The sequence below is a fragment of the Rhizobium sp. 57MFTsu3.2 genome (assembly GCF_012932765.1).
Classification (GTDB): Bacteria; Pseudomonadota; Alphaproteobacteria; order Rhizobiales; family Rhizobiaceae; genus Rhizobium; species Rhizobium altiplani.
The window spans coordinates 126,362-140,818 of record NZ_JDWI01000008.1; the positions used below are offsets into that span (position 1 = coordinate 126,362).

At 62.3% G+C, this 14,457-nt stretch carries 9 protein-coding genes; 5 read left to right on the plus strand and 4 right to left on the minus strand.

Annotated elements, in window-relative coordinates:
- Positions 1–46 precede the first annotated feature (46 nt).
- Positions 47–6,157: a translocation/assembly module TamB domain-containing protein gene (locus AF71_RS11440; RefSeq protein ID WP_210258236.1), complete on the plus strand. Its 6,111-nt coding sequence runs from the start codon at positions 47–49 to the stop codon at positions 6,155–6,157.
- On the opposite strand, the gene AF71_RS11445 is transcribed toward AF71_RS11440, so the two are convergent.
- Positions 6,154–6,582: an Lrp/AsnC family transcriptional regulator gene (locus tag AF71_RS11445; RefSeq protein WP_018855717.1), complete on the minus strand. Its 429-nt coding sequence runs from the start codon at positions 6,580–6,582 to the stop codon at positions 6,154–6,156. The two genes, AF71_RS11440 and AF71_RS11445, sit on opposite strands and share 4 nt — an antisense overlap.
- A gap of 130 nt (positions 6,583–6,712) precedes the next feature.
- Between AF71_RS11445 and rocF the strand changes: the two genes are divergently transcribed.
- The 4 genes from rocF to AF71_RS11465 all read left to right on the plus strand — a co-directional run bounded on the left by rocF (position 6,713) and on the right by AF71_RS11465 (position 10,369).
- Positions 6,713–7,648, plus strand: a complete 936-nt coding sequence (gene rocF, locus AF71_RS11450) for an arginase (protein ID WP_112825832.1) — start codon at positions 6,713–6,715, stop codon at positions 7,646–7,648.
- 12 nt (positions 7,649–7,660) lie between these two features.
- Complete coding sequence (gene rocD / locus AF71_RS11455) at positions 7,661–8,860, plus strand: ornithine--oxo-acid transaminase (protein WP_018855719.1); 1,200 nt, start codon at positions 7,661–7,663, stop codon at positions 8,858–8,860.
- A gap of 99 nt (positions 8,861–8,959) precedes the next feature.
- Positions 8,960–9,718, plus strand: coding sequence for a glycerophosphodiester phosphodiesterase family protein (locus AF71_RS11460; RefSeq protein ID WP_169681377.1), 759 nt, complete (start codon positions 8,960–8,962; stop codon positions 9,716–9,718).
- Between the two features lie 174 nt (positions 9,719–9,892).
- Complete coding sequence (locus AF71_RS11465) at positions 9,893–10,369, plus strand: chemotaxis protein CheW (RefSeq protein WP_007796914.1); 477 nt, start codon at positions 9,893–9,895, stop codon at positions 10,367–10,369.
- Between the two features lie 142 nt (positions 10,370–10,511).
- On the opposite strand, the gene AF71_RS11470 is transcribed toward AF71_RS11465, so the two are convergent.
- Genes AF71_RS11470 through fdhF form a run of 3 tightly spaced genes read right to left on the minus strand, consistent with a single transcriptional unit; the run spans position 10,512 to position 14,453 of the window.
- A complete protein-coding gene (locus AF71_RS11470; protein WP_169681378.1) occupies positions 10,512–10,757 on the minus strand; it encodes a formate dehydrogenase subunit delta in 246 nt (81 codons plus the stop codon).
- Positions 10,747–11,574 carry a formate dehydrogenase accessory sulfurtransferase FdhD gene (gene fdhD, locus AF71_RS11475; protein ID WP_169681381.1) on the minus strand — a complete coding sequence of 276 codons (828 nt, stop codon included), beginning with the start codon at positions 11,572–11,574 and terminating at the stop codon, positions 10,747–10,749. The genes AF71_RS11470 and fdhD overlap by 11 nt, the downstream gene beginning before the upstream one ends.
- A complete protein-coding gene (fdhF, locus tag AF71_RS11480; RefSeq protein WP_025658212.1) occupies positions 11,574–14,453 on the minus strand; it encodes a formate dehydrogenase subunit alpha in 2,880 nt (959 codons plus the stop codon). Before fdhF ends, fdhD begins: the two co-directional genes overlap by 1 nt.
- Positions 14,454–14,457: the final 4 nt, after the last annotated feature.

The following is a 14,457-nucleotide window of genomic DNA, read 5'->3' on the forward strand; positions in this document are numbered from 1 at the left end:
CTCGCGCGCCTTGAGCCGCCATAGAAACGGAGTAATGTCCGCGGCCATGCAGACACTGGCGAAAATCTTGAACTGGATCGTGCGACTGCTGGCCTATTCGGCTGGTGTCGTGCTGGTCCTTCTTGCCATCGCCATCGGTGTTTTCGGCTTCACGTCCTTTGGCGCGCGCATCGTCACCGACAGGGTCGCCTCGAGCCTTTCGAATCGGGATATGACCATCAAGGTTCAGGATCCCGGCGGGCTGCTGACTGGCGGGCTGCGCGCCAGCCAAATCGTGCTCTCCGACACCAGGGGCGTCTTCGCTCGGGTCGACAGGCTGGCGATTAACTGGAATCCCTTGGCGCTCCTAACCGGCCGGTTCCATGCCACAAGCGTCGAAGCCGCGGCAATCCACATCCTCAGACAACCGGTGCGCACACTTCCGTCCCGTCCGGCTGCAGAGGGTCAAAGCGACAGCGGCTTCTCGTTGCCGATCAAGCTCGACATAGACAAGATCGCCCTGCCGGAGATCAACCTCGCCGAACCGCTGATCGGGCGGGCCTTCACACTTGCCGCGGACGGCAGCCTGCGTGCCGACAATGAAGGCGGCAATGCCTCGATCAATGTCCGCCGTCACGATGTTCCGGATGCCAAGCTGATCGCCGATGTCGCCTTCATGCCGGATCGCAACCAGTTGCGGGTGAAGGCAAAACTGACGGAACCAAAGGGCGGGTTGCTCGCAGGTGTCCTGGCGCTGCCCGGCAACCCGGCGGTGGAAATCAGCCTGACCGGAGATGGACCGATCTCGGATTGGCGAGGCCAGCTGCAGGCAGCACTCGACGGACAGCAACGCGCCTCGATCGAAGCGCACCACACGCTGACGCCGGAAAGCCTTCACCACCTCGACCTCAAGGGTGGTGGCGACCTCAGCTCGCTGCTGCCAGCGGCCTTCCGTCCGCTCTTTGCCGGGCAGACGAACATCGACGTCGCCGCGAACTTCGACAACAGGGGAAAGATCGACATCCAGACCGGCAATCTGGCAACCGGCGCGATGGTCATCGCCGCATCGGGCACGCTGGATCCACGAGGCAAGAACAGCCTGAACGCCAATCTCTTGGGAACATCGGGACCCGTCGATTTCCGCTGGCCGCTGACCGAAGGCGAAGCGCGGTTTCTAATTTCCGGCATCAATCTTTCCCTGACCGGCGACGCCAAGGCCTCCCGCCTCAACGCCAGTGCCTCCCTCGATTCCGCCATGTTGCCCCAGGCGACGATTGGCAACGTGAAGCTGACGGCAAAGAGCGACAATTTCAATCTCGCCGGTCGCACCGGAAGCGTTCAGATTACGCTCGCCGCCGGTGATACGTCCTTCGTCAATCCCGACATCAACCGGGCAATTCAAGGCCCCGTTACCATCACCCTGCCATTGCAGATTTCGCCGGATGCGCTCGGCTTCAACGGCGCCACGATCGAAAGCGCTTCGGCAACAGCAGCCCTCAACGGTTCCTACAAATTGAGCGCCAGCGCGTTGACCGGCAATGCCAAGCTGACCATCCAGCCAGCCGCGCTGCCGCCTGCGGTCGCGACGCGTTTCAACGCACCAATCGTGATCGAGGGCCAGGTCGCGGGAACCGTTCCTTCGAAATTCAACGTCTCGAACCTCTCCATCAAGTCGAGCTCCCTCGAGGCGACCGGCGCGGTCGTGCTCGACGAAGATAGGCTCGATGCCAACCTCTCGGGTCGTATTCTGGATATGCAGCCGCTGCTGGCAGGCGCAGCGGGCGAATTGAACTACCAGCTAAGCGCAAAAGGCAATGTTTCGGCTCTCGCAATAGCGGCCAATATCAAAGGGCCATCACTGGTAATGGCCGGCCGGCAGGTCAAAGACCTCGACATCAACGTTTCCGGAACGGCGGACCCGAAGGCGCCGCAAGCAGACATCACCGCCAAGGGCACGATCGACAACCAGCCGATCAACGTCAGCACCGCTGTTCAGGCCGTGGACGGAAACATCCGGCTGCCGTCGATCGCCGCCGACGTCGGCAACAATCGCCTGACCGGCCACGTCGAACTGTCGCCGGCGTTTGCGCCGACCGGACAGGCGACGTTCGACTTCCCGGATATCAGCCTTCTCGCGGCACTTGCCGGACAGAAGGCAGAAGGCGACCTGAAGGGATCGGTCGATATCGCCAACGACAACGGCAGGATCGCCCTCAAGGTCGTAGCATCTGGCAGCGGCCTGAAACGTGACACCTTTGCCATCGTCAGGCCAGACATCAACGTCGCGGTCACCGACCTCAAAGCATTTGCCGCGACTGGCACGATCAAAGCGGAGGAACTTGCTTCCGGTCCTAACAAGGCTGAAAGCCTGGAGCTGAGTTTCACGCAGCAACAGAACCGGACGAACTTCGATCTCGGCGCCAGCTATGATGCCAATCCGTTGGTCGCATCGGGGAATGTCGAGGTGAACGCCGGCACGACGCTGCTTCGCCTCGACCGTTTCTCGGCGAAACCGCGCAACATTCCGGTGGAGCTTGCGTCGCCGTCGGAAGTGTCGATCAGTGGCGGCACCGTGACGCTTGATGCGATGGAACTGAAGATCGGCGATGGCTCGGTCCACCTGAGCGGTACCGTCGGCGAGACTCTTGATATCAAGGCGGACATCCGGAATTTGCCCGCAAGCCTTGCCAACAGTTTCGTGCCGAAGCTCGATGCCGCAGGCACAATTTCGGGGAAGGTCGTCGTGACCGGCACACCGGCAGCGCCGATTGCCAACTTTGACCTGAATTGGAAGGATGCCGCCACCAGCCAGACAAAGGGCGCCGGCCTGTCGCCGCTGGCGATCGGTGCAAACGGGACCTTTGCCGACAACACACTCAATTTTCAAACGAACCTCAGCGGCAAGGGCGGCGTATCGCTGAAGGCCGCTGGCAATGTCGTGACCGGTGGCCCGAACGCGCAGTCGCTGAAGGTGGATGCTGATATCGTCAACATCCCGGCCGGATTGGCGAATGCATTTGTTCCGGATCTTGCCGCCGAAGGTTCGATCTCGGGCAACGTCACGGCGGCCGGGAAGCTGCCCGACCCGGCGCTCGATTTCAAACTGAACTGGAAGAATGCCGCGACGAGCCAGACCAGAAGCGCCAAGCTCTCGTCGCTTGGGCTGACGGCGAGCGGCAACCTCAAGGACAATATTCTCAGCTTCAACACCTACGCACGCGGTAGCGGCAACATGTCGCTAAAGGCGACCGGCACCTACACCGTGGCAGGCGCCGACGCTCAGACGCTGAAGCTCGATGGGCAGCTCGCCAACATTCCGGCTGCCCTGGCCAACGGCTTCGTGCCGAATCTTGCCGCGGAAGGCATGATATCAGGCACGATATCGGCCTCCGGCAAGTTGCCGAAACCGACAGCAACCTTCGACCTTTCCTGGAAGGACGCGGCCACCAGCCACACCAGGGCAGCCCGCCTCTTTGGCATCAACTTGACGGCGACGGGCAATTTCGCGGATGAAAAATTGACCGTCCAGAGCGACCTTAGGGCGGACGGCGGGGTGGCGTTGAACGCCTCCGGCAACGTCTCCCTGGCGGGAACGAAAATCCAGGACCTGACGGCCAACGCCACGATACGCAATCTTCCCGCAAGCCTGGCAAACGCGTTCGTCCCGAACCTCGGCGCCAGTGGTACGATATCAGGCACCGCGTCCGCTTCCGGGACGCTGCAACAGCCGACGGCAAACTTCGACGTCAGCTGGAAGGACCTCGCAACCACTCAGACGAGGGAAGCACGCCTTTCCGCCCTCGCACTTGGCGCCAAGGGAACCTTCGCCAACAACACGCTCGATTTCGAGACGAATCTCGACGGCGATGGCGGCTCCGCCCTCACGGCGAAAGGAAAGGTTACTGTCGAAGGTACGGCCGTGAAGAGCCTGCAGGCGGATGCCACGCTTCGCAACCTTCCTGCCGCGCTGGCAAACAACTTCATGCCTGATCTCGGTGCCGAAGGAACAATCTCGGGAACGGCAACCGCGTCCGGATCGCTACCGATGCCGGCCGTCGATTTCAAGCTCGATTGGAACAACGCCGGGACTCGTCAGACCAGGGCTGCCGGCCTTTCTGGCCTTCGGCTGAACGCGACCGGCAACCTCGCCGACAACAGGCTCTCCTTTGATGCAACGCTGAACAGCACTCGCACCACCCTGCTGAAGGCAAGGGGTACGGCAATCCTCCAAGGCGCCGGAGTCGCGGGCCTCTCGGTCGATGCCGATATCGTGGATCTGCCCGCGAGCCTCGCTAATGGCTTCGTCCCGAACCTGGGGGCGGAAGGAACCATCTCGGGCACGGCAAGGACGTCGGGAACAGCGACCAACCCAATCATCGATTTCAGGCTGGACTGGAGGAATGTCGCAACCACGCAGACGAGGGCATCCGGTATCCGGCCGCTTTCGGCGAATGCAAGCGGAAGGCTTGCGGACGGCAGGGTCGACTTCATGACGAACCTAAGCGGCAGCGGCGTGTCGATGAGAGCTGGCGGCAACTTTGTCATCACTGGACCGAATGCCCCGTCGCTGACGGCCAATGCCGACATCTCCAATCTTCCCGCCGGGCTTGCCAACGCTTTCGTTCCGGGGCTTGCCGCCGAAGGCAATGTTTCGGGCACCGTCAGGGCATCGGGCCGACTGCCCGTGCCCGCTGTGGAATTCAACCTTGACTGGAGGGGCGCCGCCACCAGCCAGACCAGAAGCGCCGGGCTTTCGCCGCTCAGCATAACTGCGAACGGAAGACTGCAAGACAACCGGCTGACGATCGACACCAATGTGACGGGCGAGAGCGGGCTGTCCCTGCGGGGCGGTGGCAACGTTGGCATTACAGGCAATCGCGCGCTGGACCTGCGCTTTTCCGGCAACCTGCCGTTCGCCGTGCTCGGTGCGCAGCTTGCCGCCCAGGGGTTCGTTGCCGATGGCAGGGCCAATTTTGATCTGCAGATTGGCGGCACCGCGGCCGCGCCGTTGATCAACGGCACGGTTGCGACCAGTGGCGCAAGGATCGTCGATGTCCGTCGCAACCTTGCGATCAACAATCTGGCGGCAGACATCCGGTTCACCGGAAACCAAGCCGTGATCTCGCGCCTGACTGGCCAGCTTGCCAGCGGTGGCAGCATCTCAGCATCCGGCAGCATCGGAATCCAACCTGCCTCCAACTTCCCTGCGAACATCGACGTCAGGCTCGACAGAGCGGTCTACGTCGATGGAACGCTCGTGGTGGCGACCGTCGACGGCACGATCGGTTTGCGCGGTCCGCTGCTCGCAAATCCCACCCTGAACGGCAGGCTGCATCTGGAAAGAGCCTCGATCACCGTCCCCGAGAGGCTGCCGACCTCGCTGCGCGAAATCGACGTCAAGCACGTCAACGCCCCCAAGGGGGTTCTTGCCCAGTTGCGCGACGAGTCGCAGCAGGGTGCCCGCGCGAAATCCAACTCCTTCAATCTCGATCTTCAGCTGGACGCTCCCTCGCAGATCTTCGTGCGTGGTCGCGGTATCGATGCCGAACTGGGCGGTAGCGTCACGATCAGGGGAACGGCGGCGGAGCCCGTCGTTTCCGGCGGCTTCACCATGCGGCGCGGTCGCCTGACGATTCTCAACCGACGCCTCGATTTCACCAATAGAAGCCGTATCACCTTTGCCGGTGACCTCACCCCCGCCCTTGAGCTGGAGGCAAGCTCCACTTCCGGTTCCACGACGCTGACGGTCGATGTCAGCGGGCTCGCAACCGATCCCTCGATCACCTTCTCGTCGTCTCCGGCCCTCCCGCAAGACGAAGTTCTGGCGCAACTGATCTTCGGTCAATCAATGTCGAGGCTGTCGCCGGTTCAGATCGCTCAGCTTGCCGATGCCGTCGCCCAGTTGGCCGGCGGGCGCTCCGGATCGCTGTTCCAGGGCCTGCGCAATCAGCTTGGCGTCGACGATTTCGACATCAGCACCGATGCCAAAGGCCGCACCACCGTCAGCGTTGGCCGCTACCTGAATGACCGGACTTATTTCGAATTGCAGCAGACCACCGGCAAGGGCGGCGCGAAGGCAATCATCAATTTCGATGTCGGCCGTGGCGTGAAGTTGCGCGCCGGCGCGGGTGGCGACGGCGAAGGGGAAGCCGGCGTCGTTTACGAACACGAATACTAGAAACCGGTCTTGCTGGTTTTCAGCAGGATGTTGGTTTCCGTCGTATTGATGCCATTGATGAGCCGGATGCGGCGAAGCGTTTCGTCGAAGGAGACGAGGTCGCGGTCCTCAAGTTCGGCAATGAAGTCCCATTTCCCGTTGGTGCTGTGCAGGGCACGCACCTGCGGCAATCCACGGAGCTGATCGGCGACCTTGTCCGCAAGCTTGCCGAGTACTTCGATCATGACGATCGCGCGCACTCCGGCCGCGCGGGTTTCATGGCCGGTGCGAACGGTGAACGCCGTGATTGTGCCGTTGGCAACCAGCCGGTCGATGCGCGCCGCGACCGTCGCACGCGATGCACCGGTCATTGCCGCCAGCGAAGAAACCGGCGTGCGCGCATTGTGTCGCAAGGCGCTGAGAAGTTCTTGGTCGAGATCGTCCATGGCTGCCACTTTGTCAAAATGCACTTATCAAACTGGTCAATCATAGCGCATTATCGGCACTTTTTCATCTATTTGTCGCCGCGCCGATATCTCAATATGCTTTCGGAAAACACGAGCTAAAGAGGGACGCATGCAGCCACAAGCAAGATCGGTCACGCTCATTGGAGCACCACTGGAAGAGGGTTCGGGGCGCAGGGGCGCCGCGATGGGTCCAGCTGCCCTTCGCATCGCGGGCGTCGACCAGACACTGATCGATCTTGGCCATGATGTGGTCGATGCCGGGGATGTTCATGTCGTTCCGGCGCGCGATCTGCCGAACCATCCGAAGGCCCACAACCTGCGTGTCGTCGGCGCATTTACCCGTGCGCTCGAAGCCGGTGTCTATGATGCGGCCGCGGCCGGACGCTTTCCGCTGATCCTTGGCGGCGACCACAGCCTGTCGATGGGCACGGTATCAGGCATGGCGCGCTACGCCGCCCAGCAGGGCCGGCCGCTCTTCGTCCTCTGGCTCGACGCCCATTCCGATTTCAACACCCCGGCGACCTCGCCCTCCGGCAATATCCATGGCATGCCGGTCGCCTATTTCTGCGGCCAGGCCGAACTTGCCGAGATCCTGCCGAAGGACCGCCCCTTCGTTGATCCGCGAAACGTCTTTCAGGTCGGCATCCGGTCGGTCGATGCGTCTGAACGGGAGCTCATCAAGGAGCATGGCGTCAACGTCTTCGACATGCGTTGGCTCGACGAACAGGGCGTTGCCGCGGCGATCCGCCAGATCCTTGGCGTCGTGTCCGATGCCAACGGCCTGCTGCATGTAAGCCTCGATGTCGACTTCCTCGATCCGGAAATCGCGCCCGGCGTCGGCACGACGGTGCCCGGTGGCGCGACGTTCCGTGAAGCGCATCTCATCATGGAGATGCTCTGCGACAGCGGCCTCGTCTCCTCGCTCGACCTCGTGGAGCTGAACCCCTTCCTGGACGACCGTGGCAAGAGCGCCCGGATCCTAGTGGAACTGACGGCAAGCCTCTTCGGCCGCCGCATTTTCGACCGTCCGACCCGCGCCGCCTGAGGAGAACCGACCATGAGCAACTCGAAGAACCTGATCGACACCGAACAGCGCCTCGGCGCCCACAACTACAAGCCGCTCGATGTCGTGTTGACCCGGGGCGAAGGCGTCTATGTCTGGGATACCGACGGCAAGCGGTATCTCGACTGCCTGTCGGCCTATTCGGCGGTGAACCAGGGCCATTGCCACCCCAAGATTCTGGCGGCGATGGTCGAGCAGGCCGGCAAGCTGACGCTGACCTCCCGCGCCTTCCGTAATGACCAGCTCGCCCATCTCTACGAGGAACTCGCGGCGCTGACCGGCTCGCACAAGATCCTGCCGATGAACTCGGGCGCCGAAGCCGTTGAAACCGCCATCAAGGCAGTGCGCAAATGGGGCTACGAGGTGAAGGGCGTGCCTGAGGGCAAGGCCGAGATCATCGTCTGCGCCGACAATTTCCATGGCCGGACCCTGAGCATCATCAGTTTCTCCACGGACCCGGACGCCCGCACCGGCTTCGGTCCCTACACGCCCGGCTTCCGCACGATCCCCTTCGGCGACGCCGACGCGTTTGCCGCCGCCATCAACGAAAACACGGTTGCGGCGCTGATCGAGCCGATTCAGGGCGAAGCAGGCGTCATCATCCCGCCAACCGGCTATTTCAAGCGCGTGCGGGAACTCTGCACTCAACACAAGGTGACCTTGATCCTCGACGAGATCCAGACCGGCCTCGGCCGTACTGGTAAGCTTTTGGCGGAAGAGCATGAGGGGATCGAGGCCGACGTGACGCTGATCGGCAAGGCGCTCTCCGGCGGCTTCTATCCGGTCTCGGCGGTCCTTTCCAATTCCGAAGTGCTGGGTGTCCTGAAGCCGGGGCAGCACGGCTCGACCTTCGGCGGCAACCCGCTTGCCTGCGCCGTGGCGCGCGCGGCACTCAAGGTCCTGACCGAGGAAGGCATGATCGAGAACGCCGCCAAGATGGGCGACTATTTCCAGGAAGGGCTGCGCTCCATCCGCTCCAACATCGTCAAGGACGTGCGCGGCCGCGGACTGATGATGGCGGTCGAACTCGTGCCTGAAGCCGGTGGCGCCCGCCAGTATTGCTACACCCTCAAGGACCGCGGCCTGCTCGCCAAGGACACGCACGAGAACACGATCCGCCTCGCCCCGCCGCTGGTGATCACCAAGAGCCAGGTCGACTGGGCGGTCGAGCAGATCGAAAAGACGCTGGCCTAGTGCTCATCTAGATCGCTGCGAAACAACGACTGGTGTAGCGGCCGTTTGAAACCTATGGTGAGCCCGATCGAGTTGGTCGAGCTCTCTATAGGGGAATGTATGGCCATTGGCTTATGGAAGCGCTCGCCGGACCGTCGCCCGCTTGCGATCGCCCATCGCGGGGGCGCAGCACTGGCTGCGGAAAACAGCATCTCTGCCTTCAAGGCTGCGGCGGCTGCCGGAGTTGACGCCATAGAGACTGATGTCCGGTTGACGCGGGATGGCGTTCCTGTTTGCGTCCACGATCCGGATCTTTCTCGGCTTTGCGGCGACGCACGAACCGTGTCGGACCTCGATCTGGCGACATTGCGCAGCCTGCTGCCAAGCATAATGACCCTTGGTGATGCCTTGGCTGCGTCTGACCCTTTGGGTATCCTGTTGGACATCAAGCTGAGCCACGAGGGTCAGATTGCGCAGATCATTTCCGACGTTGCGCAGCGCGGTGCGATGCGACGCGCGCTCATTGGACTGCGCAGTATCGCACTGATCGACACCACCCGCCGCTTGTCGAAAGACGTCGCGATCCTAGCCTTTCTCGAGGATCCTGCCTGCGCTGATGCGGCGCGCGCAGCTGGAGCCGACTGGTTCAGGTTGTGGCAAGGGTGGGCCACTCCAGCTGTGTCTGACACCGTTCGTGAGGCGGGGATGCGCGTCGCTGTCATGGTTGGGCAGCCTCGTTCGATCGCACTGCCGGAATACCCACCCTTTCCGGTGGGCCAGGTCGACCAGTACGGCCTCGAGCGCATCCTTGCCATCAAACCGGACGCCATCCTGCTTGACGATCCACGAATGATGACGCGGCCTACCGTTTCCACCTGACCAAAAATCAGCGGCCCCAATTTAGATTTGGGCAATACTCTTCGATTAAGGTCCGGAGTAACCGTATCGATACTCATCCACGGGACGAGCGCGCACGGTTTGAAGGCAAGTCGATCCGCGCCAATGGTGGCGCGGTTGCTTCTGCCCTGGCTTTTGGCGGTTGGGACAATACTTATGGCTACAATCAATTCCACGAATTTCAGCGGCGATACGCTCGAGATCATTGCCTTCAGACTTCACGATCAGGAATTCTGCGTAAAAACCACGACGATCCGCGAAATCCGCGGCTGGGCCCCGTCGACACCGATCCCGCACGCGCCAGCCGATGTCATCGGCGTAATGAACCTGCGCGGCTCGGTGATCCCGATCATAGACCTCGCCTTCAAGCTCGGCATGAAGAGCACGGTCGCCAACGAGCGCAGCGCCATCGTCGTGGCCGAAGTCCACAACATGGTCATCGGCATGCTGGTCGACCGCGTCTCGGACATCCTCACGATCTCCTCCAGCCAGGTACAGCCGGTTCCTGAAGTCACCGCTTCCTTCGATCGCGCCTTCTGCGAGGGTATCATCGCCTCGGAGAACGGCATGATCTGCTTCCTGAACCTCGCCAAGATGTTCAAGGAAAGCGAGACGGACGATCTCGCCGCCTGATATCGGCTCTTTACCCAGATAAAAAGCCGCCTGGAGGGCGGCTTTTTGTTGATGCTGCAGTAGCAGGAGAACTGTGGTCGCAGACTGGCCGGACGCGGACGCTGGCGTCGATACGTCAGCGCTGACGCTGCTGTTCGAGATCCTACTGGGGGGCGCTGGCCGCCGGCTCAGGCCGTTTGATCAAGGGCGCGGCTTGGACAACCAGCGGACTGAGGCCATTGCCCTCCCGCTCCATGATCTCGAACAACTGCCGCCGCATGCGCGGTTCCCAGAACTTGTTGATATGCGTCGCCACGCCCTGCGCGGCTTCGCTCTCCGGCTGGGTCTTGAAGAAGGTCGCGATCTGGTTGGCCATATAGACGAGCTTGGACTGCGTATCATGCGACATCGGATATGCTTCCCGGATGAATGCGGTGCGGATGCGTGAAAATCTCGAAGTCCTCGCCTCGCACCAGGGCGACGAGGGTCATGCCGGCCTCCTCGGCGGTACGAATTGCGAGAGCAGTCGGTGCGGAAATGGCAACGAGGACGGAGGCGCCGAGGATTGCCGCCTTCTGCACCATCTCGACGGACAGGCGGCTGGTAACGGCGACAATGCCTGCCGCGCCGGATTGCCGTTGCCGAGTGATCGCGCCACACAGCTTGTCGAGCGCATTGTGCCGGCCCACATCCTCGCGCACCGCCAGCAGTCCCTTGCCCGGCACATAGAAGCCGGCGCCGTGCACGGCGCGCGTCTCGCGATGCAGCGGCTGCGCACCGTTCAGCAGCGAGATGGCCTGAACGATATCGCGATGAGTGACTTGAAGCGACACATCGGCGACGTCAGGAACCTTGCGAACGGCCTGTTCGATCGACTCGATGCCGCAGAGCCCGCAGCCGACCGGTCCGGCCATGCTGCGTCGGCGGGCTGTCAACGCGGCGGCGACCTCGTCAACGAGAGAGATCTGGACGTCAATGCCCTTCTTGCCATTGACAATCTCAATTGCAGCGATCTGCCCGATGTCGGAGATGATCCCTTCCGTCAGGCTGAAGCCGATGGCGAAATCCTCGAGATTGCCGGGCGTTCCCATCATCACCGCATGCGTGCTGCCACCATAGGAAAAGGCGATCGGCACCTCCTCCGGAACGATCCGCTCGCCGGGCATGACGACGCCGCCGCTGCGGGCGGCGCGCTTCACGGCAAGGCGGGTCGGGCGGTCGCTCATCACTCGGCAGGCTCCAGTTTGCCAACGATGCGGCGGCTTTGGCGTGCCTGCTCGTCATAGTCGCGCTGCCAATCGGTCGGGCCGTTGGAAGGCGAGACCTGCACCGCCGTCACCTTGTATTCCGGGCAGTTCGTCGCCCAGTCGGAGAAGTCGGTGGTGATGACATTCGCCTGCGTGTCCGGATGGTGGAAGGTCGTGTAGACGACGCCGGGCGCGACGCGATCGGTGATCAGCGCACGCAAGGTGGTGTCGCCCGAGCGGCTCATCAGCTTCACCCAATCGCCATCGCGAATGCCGCGCTGTTCGGCATCGTGCGGATGGACCTCCAACCGGTCTTCGGAATGCCAGACGACATTTTCGGTGCGGCGCGTCTGGGCGCCGACATTGTACTGGCTGAGAATGCGCCCGGTCGTCAGCAGCAGCGGGAAGCGCGGTCCCGTCCGCTCATCGGTCGCGACATATTCCGTGCGGATGAACTTGCCCTTGCCGCGGACGAAGCCGTCGACATGCATGATTGGCGAGCCCAATGGATGTGCCTCATTGCAGGGCCACTGCACGGAGCCCACCTTGTCAAGATAGTCGTAGGAGACCAGCGCGAAGCTTGGCGTCGTTGCGGCGATCTCGTCCATGATCTCCGAAGGATGCGTGTAGTTCCAGGGAAGGCCCATGGCCTGCGCCATCTTTTGCGTCACCTCCCAATCGGCATAGCCGTTGCGGGGACTCATGACCTTGCGAACACGGTTGATGCGGCGCTCGGCATTGGTGAAGGTACCGTCCTTCTCAAGGAAGCTGGACCCCGGCAGGAAGACATGCGCGTAGTTCGCCGTCTCGTTCAGGAAGAGGTCGTGCACGACGACGCATTCCATGGCGGCGAGGCCGGCCGCGACGTGCTTGGTATCGGGGTCGGACTGCAGGATGTCTTCACCCTGGACGTAGAGGCCCTTGAACGATCCGTCGACCGCTGCATCCAGCATATTCGGAATGCGCAGACCCGGCTCGTTGCTGATCTTGACGCCCCACAACTTCTCGAAGATGTCGCGCGTCGCGTCGTCTGAGATGTGGCGATAGCCGGGCAGCTCATGCGGGAAGGAGCCCATGTCGCAGGAGCCCTGCACGTTGTTCTGGCCACGCAGCGGGTTCACGCCAACGCCGGGGCGACCGATATTGCCGGTGACCATGGCGAGGTTGGCGATCGCCATGACAGTGGTCGAACCCTGGCTATGCTCGGTAACGCCGAGGCCATAGTAGATCGCGCCGTTGCCGCCGGTGGCGTAGAGACGCGCCGCGCCGCGCACGAAATCGGCTGGAACGCCGGTGAACCTCTCCGATGCTTCGGGGCTATGATGCGGCTCGGCGACAAAGCTTGCCCAATCCTCGAACTCTGACCAGTCGCAGCGTTCGCGAATGAAGGCTTCGTCAAACAGCCCCTCGGTCACGATGACATGCGCGAGCGACGTCAGGATCGCGACGTTGGTGCCGGGCTTCAGCGGCAGGTGATAGGAGGCTTCGACATGCGGCGAACGCACGATGTCAGTGCGGCGCGGGTCGATGACGATTAGCTTGGCGCCCTGCCTCAACCGCTTCTTCAGGCGCGAGGCAAAGACCGGGTGTCCATCGGTCGGATTGGCGCCGATGATGACGACGACATCGCTTTTCTCGACGCTGTCGAAGTCCTGCGTGCCGGCCGACGTGCCGAAGGCCTGGCCGAGACCGTAGCCGGTCGGCGAATGGCAAACGCGGGCGCAGGTGTCGACGTTGTTGTTGCGGAAGCCGGCGCGCACTAGCTTCTGCACCAGATAGGTTTCCTCATTTGTGCAGCGAGACGACGTGATGCCGCCGACCGAGTCGCGGCCATACTGATACTGGATGCGGCGGAATTCCGAGGCGACATGCGCGAAGGCCTCGTCCCAAGTCACTTCGCGCCAGGGGTCGGTGATCTTCTCGCGGATCATCGGATTGAGGATGCGGTCCTTGTGGCTGGAATAGCCGTAGGCGAAGCGGCCCTTGACGCAGGAATGGCCGCGGTTCGCCTGTCCGTCCTTCCAGGGCACCATGCGCACCAGTTCTTCGCCGCGCATCTCCGCCTTGAAGGAACAGCCGACGCCGCAATAGGCGCAGGTGGTGACAACGGAATGCTCCGGCTGGCCGATCTCGATTACCGACTTTTCGATCAGCGTCGCTGTCGGGCAGGCCTGCACGCAGGCGCCGCAGGAAACACATTCGGACGAGACGAAGTCCTCATGCATTCCGGCTGAAACACGTGAATCGAAGCCGCGGCCTTCAATGGTCAGCGCGAAGGTGCCCTGCACTTCCTCGCAAGCGCGCACGCAGCGCGAACAGACGATGCATTTGGCCGGATCGAAGGTGAAGTAAGGATTGGACTCGTCCTTCGGCGCCCATTTGAGATTGAGATCGCCGTTGTTGCGTGCCTTGACGTGATTGTCGCCATCATAGCCATAACGCACGTCGCGGAGACCGACGGCGCCCGCCATGTCCTGAAGCTCGCAATCGCCGTTGGCCGCACAGGTCAGACAGTCGAGCGGATGGTCGGAGATGTAGAGCTCCATCACGCCCTTGCGGACATCCTTCAGCCGGTTCGTCTGTGTCGAAACAACCATATCAGGTGCAACCGGCGTCGTGCAGGACGCAGGGAGACCCGCCCGCCCCTCAATCTCGACCAGGCAGAGCCGACAGGAGCCGAAGGCATCCATCATGTCGGTGGCGCAGAGCTTCGGAATCTCGATGCCCGCGTCCATCGACGCGCGCATGACGGATGTTCCCTCCGGCACCGTCACCTGGTTACCATCAATGGTGAGCGTCACCATGGTTTCGGAGGTCGAGGCCGGCGTGCCGTAGTCTATTTCGTGGACGAGAGGCATGGTC

Excerpts from the sequence above, each read along its gene's own strand:
- rocF (WP_112825832.1), top strand. The coding sequence starts at position 6,713 with ATGCAGCCACAAGCAAGATCGGTCACGCTCATTGGAGCACCACTGGAA.
- fdhF (WP_025658212.1), bottom strand. The coding sequence starts at position 14,453 with ATGCCTCTCGTCCACGAAATAGACTACGGCACGCCGGCCTCGACCTCC.
- AF71_RS11440 (WP_210258236.1), top strand. The coding sequence starts at position 47 with ATGCAGACACTGGCGAAAATCTTGAACTGGATCGTGCGACTGCTGGCC.
- fdhD (WP_169681381.1), bottom strand. The coding sequence starts at position 11,574 with ATGAGCGACCGCCCGACCCGCCTTGCCGTGAAGCGCGCCGCCCGCAGC.
- rocD (WP_018855719.1), top strand. The coding sequence starts at position 7,661 with ATGAGCAACTCGAAGAACCTGATCGACACCGAACAGCGCCTCGGCGCC.
- AF71_RS11470 (WP_169681378.1), bottom strand. The coding sequence starts at position 10,757 with ATGTCGCATGATACGCAGTCCAAGCTCGTCTATATGGCCAACCAGATC.
- AF71_RS11445 (WP_018855717.1), bottom strand. The coding sequence starts at position 6,582 with ATGGACGATCTCGACCAAGAACTTCTCAGCGCCTTGCGACACAATGCG.
- AF71_RS11465 (WP_007796914.1), top strand. The coding sequence starts at position 9,893 with ATGGCTACAATCAATTCCACGAATTTCAGCGGCGATACGCTCGAGATC.
- AF71_RS11460 (WP_169681377.1), top strand. The coding sequence starts at position 8,960 with ATGGCCATTGGCTTATGGAAGCGCTCGCCGGACCGTCGCCCGCTTGCG.